Source organism: Peptoniphilus timonensis JC401, from assembly GCF_000312025.1.
GTDB classification, from domain to species: domain Bacteria; phylum Bacillota; class Clostridia; order Tissierellales; family Peptoniphilaceae; genus Peptoniphilus_A; species Peptoniphilus_A timonensis.
In genome coordinates this window covers 132,425-139,763 of the sequence record NZ_HE978594.1, presented here as the reverse complement: position 1 = coordinate 139,763, position 7,339 = coordinate 132,425, and the positions used below count along the sequence as shown (strand labels likewise).

The 7,339-nt window shown below is 32.5% G+C and carries 6 protein-coding genes; all 6 read left to right on the top strand.

Features of this window, described 5'->3' with window-relative positions; genetic code table 11:
* Positions 1-113: 113 nt before the first annotated feature.
* The 6 genes from HGPT_RS04380 to HGPT_RS04355 all read left to right on the top strand — a co-directional run bounded on the left by HGPT_RS04380 (position 114) and on the right by HGPT_RS04355 (position 7,275).
* Complete coding sequence (locus HGPT_RS04380; RefSeq protein WP_019138646.1) at positions 114-719, top strand: ECF transporter S component; 606 nt, start codon at positions 114-116, stop codon at positions 717-719.
* Positions 720-852: 133 nt separating this feature from the next.
* The gene (locus tag HGPT_RS04375) at positions 853-1,782 is read left to right on the top strand and encodes a glutaredoxin domain-containing protein (RefSeq protein WP_019138645.1); all 930 of its coding nucleotides are present in this window, start codon (positions 853-855) and stop codon (positions 1,780-1,782) included.
* Positions 1,783-1,875: 93 nt separating this feature from the next.
* Complete coding sequence (locus tag HGPT_RS04370) at positions 1,876-2,997, top strand: pyridoxal-phosphate-dependent aminotransferase family protein (protein ID WP_019138644.1); 1,122 nt, start codon at positions 1,876-1,878, stop codon at positions 2,995-2,997.
* Between the two features lie 506 nt (positions 2,998-3,503).
* Positions 3,504-3,827 carry a type II toxin-antitoxin system Phd/YefM family antitoxin gene (locus tag HGPT_RS04365; RefSeq protein ID WP_019138643.1) on the top strand — a complete coding sequence of 108 codons (324 nt, stop codon included), beginning with the start codon at positions 3,504-3,506 and terminating at the stop codon, positions 3,825-3,827.
* Entirely contained in the window at positions 3,824-4,147 is a 324-nt protein-coding gene (locus HGPT_RS04360; protein ID WP_040542523.1) for a type II toxin-antitoxin system RelE family toxin, read from the top strand. Before HGPT_RS04365 ends, HGPT_RS04360 begins: the two co-directional genes overlap by 4 nt.
* Positions 4,148-4,653: 506 nt before the next feature.
* Entirely contained in the window at positions 4,654-7,275 is a 2,622-nt protein-coding gene (locus HGPT_RS04355; protein WP_019138641.1) for an S-layer homology domain-containing protein, read from the top strand.
* Positions 7,276-7,339: the final 64 nt, after the last annotated feature.

Genomic DNA, 7,339 nt, shown 5'->3' with positions numbered 1-7,339 from the left:
GAAAGCCGAATTGGTGCAATTCCAATACCGACAGTAAAGTCTGGATGAGAGAATGATTTAAACTTTCATGCCCCGAAGGTTCGGGGTTTTTTTATGCCCCAACAGGAGGTAAAATGAACAAAGTAAATTCAAGTTCTATGATAAGAACAAAAGACATGACAAAAGTAGGAATGCTATCAGTAATTGCATTTATATTGATGTACTTTCAATTGCCAATTACCTTTGTAGCACCACCCTTTATGAAGCTAGACATCTCAGATTTGCCAGTCCTCATGGGGGCTTTCACAATGGGACCAGTCTTTGGAATAATAATAGCTGCCTTAAAAAATATAATGCACATAATATTTAAAGGAACAATGACAGCAGGAATAGGAGAACTATCCAACTTCCTAATCTCAAGTACCTTTGCCTTTGTGTCAGCATATTTTTATAGAAAACACAGGACATATAAAGGAGCCATATTATCATTAACACTAGGAGTTCTTGCCATGACTTTTTTAGCAATGCTATCAAACTATTTCGTAGTTTTCCCACTTTACGCAAAAGTAATGCCAATGGACGCAATAATAGAAATGGGATCAGCTATCACACCAAGAATCACAGGACTATTTTCCATGATGATTTATTCAGTCCTTCCTTTTAATCTAATAAAAGGATTCACAACATCAGCAGTGATGATGCTAGTTTACAAAAAAATTAGTCCAATCTTTAAAGATTAAAGATAAAATTATAAAAGCAAGCTGTCAAAAGGCAGCTTGTTTTTTTGTTGTCCCCATAAAAAATTTAAAAATAACATTTAAACTTTAATTTAATGTGATAAAATACTAGTAATAAATTTAAAGGAGGCAGATTATGAAAAAATTTGCAGTAGTATTATTAGCTCTTTTAACCTTAACAAGTCCAATGACAACCCTAGCTAACAGCAATGCAGGAAAAGGAGAGAACAAAGCTAAAATATCAAAATTAGAATCAGACGAAAGGTTTGCTGAGACATCAGGAGAAAAAGTTAGATTTGACGGAAAAGACATAAAAATAAATTCTTACCTAATAAATAGGTCTAACTATGTAAGAATTAGAGATGCAGCAGCTCTTCTAAAGAACACACCATCAAAATTTATGGTATCTTACGACAATAAAACTCAAAAAGTAATTATAACAAAGGGTGAAAATCAAAAAGAAGACTTAACTTATGTTGAAAAAACGGAAGAAGAAAAAATAGCAAAAACAAATAAACAAAAAATAGTTGACAGCAAAGGAAAAGACATAGAACTTAATGGATATTTCATAGATGGATACAACTATTTTCGATTAAGAGACCTAGCAAAAATCTTGGACTTTGGAGTAGCTTATGACTTCAAAACAGGAACAGTTTTATTAGATTCCAAAGATGCAAACATAAAAGACATATATGAAGAAGGTTACTTCACTGCGCCTATAAACAAAATCAAAACAAAAACAGGAGAAGAAGACATAAGATTTTTAATCTATGGATTTGAAGAATGTCCTTACTGCCAAAAATTAAAAGCATATTTAGATAACAAAGGCATCAAATATATATCAAGAGATATTAGAGATAGCGAAGAAAAAAAAGATGAAATATTTGAAAAATATTATTCTGACCGAACAGAGTATAATGATAGAGTTTATTATCCAACTCATATAATAACTCTTGAAAAAGACGGAAAAAGCATAAGCAAATGCGTTGTTGGTTTTGATAAAGAAGAATATGACGAAATATTTAAACAAATAGAAGAAGGAATTTACTTTGTAGAAAATAAATAAAAACCAAAAGCAAGCTGTCAAAAGGCAGCTTGTTTTTTTCTATCTATATTAATATAATTTATTCAAAAGAAATTTACATAAGAGAGGTAAAAAATGAAAATACTATGTGCAGGACCTACATCAATTGACGAAAGAGTAATGGAAGTCATGGGAAAATCACACACAAACCCAGACATTGATCTAGAGTATGAAAAAAGACACAGACAAGTAGAAAAGAAAATTTCAAAACTATTAAAAACAGATGCCACTTCCTTTATCATGCTTGGCGAAGGCATAATTGGACTAGAAGCAGCAATTATAAACCTAGTAGAAGAAAACGACAGAGTCCTAGTCCTAAATAACGGCGTTTTTGGAGCAGGCTTTGCCGACTATGTAAAATTTTATGGTGGAGAATCTTACATATATGAAGATGACTTTAGAAGAGGATTTGATATAGAAAAATTAAAAAAATTCCTAGAAAAAGATCACGACTTCAAAGTTGCAACTATGGTTCACTGCGAAACACCATCAGGAATAACAAATGACGTAAAAACTATTTGCAATCTCCTAAATTCCTATGGAATCCTAACAGTTGTGGATACAGTGTCAGGAATGGGTGGAGAAGAATTTGACTTTGACGATTTCAAAGTTGACATAGCCCTTGGTGGAAGTCAAAAATGCATTTCAGCACCAGCAGGACTAACACTAGTCACAATATCAGAAAGAGCAAAAGAAGCCATAAAAGAAAGAAAAAAACCAGTTCCTTCATATTACATGAATTTCACAAACTACTACGAATACTCTGACAGCTTTGCTTTTCCATACACAATGAATGAAAACTTGACCTATGCCCTTGACTTGGCACTAGACATTTTGATGGAAAAAGATTCCTTAGCTCTTCACAAAAAATACGCAGAAGTAACAAGAGAAATATTTGAAAAAGCAGGATTTGAACTTTATGCCAAAGACTCAAGATCAAATACCCTAACAGCAGTCATGGTTCCAGAAGGATTTATAGCAGAAGACATCCTATCAGCACTTAGAAAAAGGGGAATCCTTATATCAAAGGGAGCAGGAGAAATATTTGAAAAAGTATTTAGAATAGGACACATGGGCAACAACATATCCTATGAAAACTTTTTAGAATTATATGAAAAATTAGATGAAGTATTTGAAGAACTTGGAATAAAGACGGAAGTTTCTTTAAAAGAAACTTATGTAGGATTGATGAAATAAAAAGAATTGATTTTGCAAGTATAAAATTATAAGTTTTTGATTAATTTCTATAATGGAGAAATAATATAAGAGAAAGGGCACTCTTTGCAGATGACTATCGAGTTTATCTGTAAAGAGTGTTTTGCATTAGGAGGAATTGAATAATAAAGCCAGAGTTTAAATCAACATAATCTTCTTTTATTACAATACTAAAGAATTTAAATTATGTCGGGCAAAGTGTCGGTCAAAATGTCGGTTAAAATGTCGGTCAAAATGACACCCAAAATAACACTCAAAATGACGGTCAAAGTGAGGGAGAAAATGAGGGTTAAAAGGATATTCAAAAATTAAAAACAAAAAATAGATGAGGAATGATTGTAAAAATTATCAAAAAAATTTATATAAAGATAAGTTCTATAGAAACATTTTTTAAAAGCGTCAGCTTTTAAAACAATTTTAACAATAATTTTATCGATAAATATATATATCTTTTTATCCTTGTGTTATAATGACAATGAGGTGATTATATGAACTTTATTAAACAAATTTCTAATAGAACTGTATCTATATCTGATTTTAACAGAGGTCTTGCAGGTAGAATTTTTGATGATGTTAAGTCCACTGGATCAAAAGTTGTATTAAAAAATAATACACCTGAGTGCGTTCTTCTTTCACCAGAGGAGTATTCAAGACTAATGGATGAAGTTGAGGATGCAAGGGACTTAATGCTTGCTAAGTCAAGACTTGAATCCATGAATGAAATTGAAGTTATTTCAAAAGAAGATATTGAAGAAGCATTTAAGATGAACTTCGATGACATTGAACCTCTTAGTGAAGATGAGTTTGAATGATGTACAAGCTATCCTTTATTAAGCAGGCAGCAGAAGATTACAAAGCCTTAGACGGTTCACAAAGAAAAATTGTAGATAAAGCGATAAAAAGAATACTAATAAATCCATTACCCAATACAGAAGGAGGATATGGGAAGCCACTAGGAAACCAAAGCAATTCATCATTAGCAGGACTTATGAAAATAAAATTAAAAAGTTCAGGACTTAGAATCGTCTACAAATTAGAAAAACACGAAGATAATGTCTTGATAATTATAATAGCGGCAAGAGCAGACTCCAAAGTCTATAAAGAAGCAGAGAAAAGAATGAAGGATCTATAAGAAGGATTAAAGCCATGGGATTTACAAACCAATCAAAAATCATTAGCTTTTAAAAATTTTATAAAAACATATATATATTCTCAAAGATTTCATCTTTCACCCCTTTCTTAAATTCTTCCATCCTTTCTTTATATAAGAAAAGAAAAACTTTTTCCACCCTTTACCCAAAAATACAATTGCAAAATTGTAACCACTTTGTTATAATTCTAAATACGGTCCAAAAGACCTATTTATATTAGCACAGGAAAGTGCCAGTAAATGCCAATTACAGACAATAATCTTAATATTTCATGATAATTTCATGGATGAAATTTATGTAATGTAATTGTAATTTTACAAAGCAAATTTCTAGTGTATAATATAAGCACAAGAGGAACATGACAACTAAATAAAACCAAAAGGCGATATTTATTTGTCGACCTCTTAGCCGAGATAGTTCAGTCTTGGCGACAAAAGTTTGAGACTTTTGTAGAATCTACAAAATTTTTAAGGAGGTCGAAAGACAAATGAACAAGAAAATTATTTCTCTAGTACTAGCACTAGTTATGGTACTAGGAACATTCTCAAGTGTCTTCGCCGAAACAGCTAAAAAAGCTGAAGCTAAAAAAGCTGAAGCTGGAGAAAAAGTTGAAAAAGTAGTTGGAAAAGATAACAAAATCCAATACGTAATCGACAAAAAGCTTGTTGAAGGCTATGAAGACGGAAACTACGGACTTGATAAAAACATCAAGAGATCCGAAATTACAAGATTACTTGTACTAGCTAACGGTAACGAAGAATTAGCTAAACAACTACAAGGATCAATGAAAATCTACTCTGACGTAGATACTAAGCACTGGGCAAACGGAGTTATCACAGTAGGTACAACTGTTCCTTCTGATGCTAACGGAATTGCTATGCTAGCAGGATATCCTGATGGATCATTCAAGCCAGAAAACGATGTAACTTACGCTGAATTAGCTAAAATGCTAGTAGTTCTTGTTAAAGAAGATCTTACTGCAGACATGGTTAAAGACGCTAAATGGGCTTCTTCTTGGATGACTTGGGCAGCTGAACTTGGAATTCTTGACGACGTAACAGTTGCAGATTCTAACAAAGCAGCTAACAGAGCAGACGCATTCACTATGGTTTACAATGCTCTTTACAAAATGAAAGAATTCAAGAGAGTACCAGCTAACGAAACAAGAGGTATTGTTTCTAACTTAACAAACTCTAAACTTACTCTTAACCAAGATAGTGACAAAGAATACACTATCACTGGTGATACAGTAATCGTTGATGGTAACAACACTAGAAAACAAATCGTTAAAGTTAACAGCCTTAACAATCTTGACCTTTACAAGGGATCTCTAGTAAGAATTCTTACTAACGACAAGAACGAAGTAACTCACATTATCGAACTTGGTAACCCAAAAGTACTTGCAAGAACTGACGAAAAGAATCAACTTCTTGACAAAGACAACCATATTTGGGAAGGTGTAGCTGATGCAACTGCTGAAACTACAAACTATGATTTCGACAAAGCATCACTAAAAGAAATTGCTCAAAAAGACATTAACGGAGCTTACGCTACTGTTAAGTTAAATTCTTCAAACACTAAAGCTGATTATATCAAATTCCACAATGCTGATGGAAAAGTTTTCGCTGACCTAAAGGTTAACGATAAAACTGAAATCTATGTTGCTAACCCATACAACAACATTATGAAAGAAGTTAAAGACATTAATGAAGCACTTTCATTAATCGGTTTCCACCACTATGGAGAAACTTTCAAGATTCCTAATGTTTATGCAGGATTCGACACAGATGATCACAAATCAGCTGTAAAATCTTTCGATTCTGAAAGAAGCACTGCTAGAGTTATCGTATTTAACATTGTATCTAAAGACAATGATGGAGACAGATACAGAGTAATTAACTCTTCTTCTTCTAAATTCTCTTCTACACTAGAAGATACTGATGGAAAACTTTACGACAGAGACAACGTTCTTAACAAAGCTAACTTCCCACTAAACTATGGTGATTTACTTGACGTTATCGAAACTCGTGGAGACGTTATCGACAGACTTCTTGACCACAGCGATGAAAAAGCATTCCCTGTAGTTAAAGTTGCACAAATCTTTGACAATGATGAAATTCAAGTTGAAGACAGATTTGGAAACGAAACTCTTCTTTATGTAGGCGATGCAGACATCTTTAATGCTAAACAATACAAAGATTTAGCTAAGGGTGACTACCTACAATTCACTGCTAACAACAAAGATGCAAGAGATATCGAAATCGTATCTATTCTTGATGATACTAAAGACACAAGAGACCTATTTGATAAATCAGGTTCTGTTCTAAACGTTGTTCAAGGAATTGAAGCTAATACTGTAGTAGGTACTGTTACAAAAGTTAATAATGCAGCTTATCCTTACACTGTAGAAGTTGAAATTGAAGAAGCTAACTGGGATGAAGGACTTGCTCGTACTACAAAGGTATTTGAAGTAAGTAAAGAAAATGCTGATCTATTAGCTAAAGGACAAAAAATTAAATTCAAAGTTGAATTTAAGAAATATGATAATAGAGATTGGGGTTATGACTTTAGATTAAACAAAGCAGGTTTCCCAGCTATTAAAGAAGGAAAAACTGTACTTCAAATTTATGTAAATGATGTTGAAAAATTAACTCCAGTAAACAAAGTTACTGCTGAAAACTATAAAGATGTTCAAAAAGAACTAGATTATATTGCTTTAACAAAACTTTCAAATTCAGATCAATTTAAATTTGATAATGATTACAAAGCTCACGCTGAAAAATTAGCTGATGTTACTAAAAAAGTAAATGAATTTAAAGCTGAAGCTGAAAAAGCAGCAGCTGAAAAAGCTCAAGCTAAAGCAGATCTTCAAGCTAAAATTGACGAAGCAAAAGCTAAAGTAAAAGATGTTAAAGCATCTGAAGATGGTACTGAAGTAGCTAAAACTGAAAAGTGGGCAAAACAAGCAGATATTGATGCTATTAACAATGCTATCACTACAGCAGAAGGCGAATTAGACAAAACTACTGAAGAAATGAACCAAGCTAAAACAACTCTTCAAACAGCTATTGATAAATTCGCACCTCAAGCTGGACAAAAAGAAGCTTAATTAGTTAAATCTAACTAATATTTAAAGATAAAACCTGAGAGGAAACTCTCGGGTTTTTCTTTTT

Bases quoted from the DNA above. Each gene is read 5' to 3' on its own strand.
- HGPT_RS04380 (WP_019138646.1), top strand. From the start codon at position 114: ATGAACAAAGTAAATTCAAGTTCTATGATAAGAACAAAAGACATGACA.
- HGPT_RS04375 (WP_019138645.1), top strand. From the start codon at position 853: ATGAAAAAATTTGCAGTAGTATTATTAGCTCTTTTAACCTTAACAAGT.
- HGPT_RS04370 (WP_019138644.1), top strand. From the start codon at position 1,876: ATGAAAATACTATGTGCAGGACCTACATCAATTGACGAAAGAGTAATG.
- HGPT_RS04365 (WP_019138643.1), top strand. From the start codon at position 3,504: ATGAACTTTATTAAACAAATTTCTAATAGAACTGTATCTATATCTGAT.
- HGPT_RS04360 (WP_040542523.1), top strand. From the start codon at position 3,824: ATGATGTACAAGCTATCCTTTATTAAGCAGGCAGCAGAAGATTACAAA.
- HGPT_RS04355 (WP_019138641.1), top strand. From the start codon at position 4,654: ATGAACAAGAAAATTATTTCTCTAGTACTAGCACTAGTTATGGTACTA.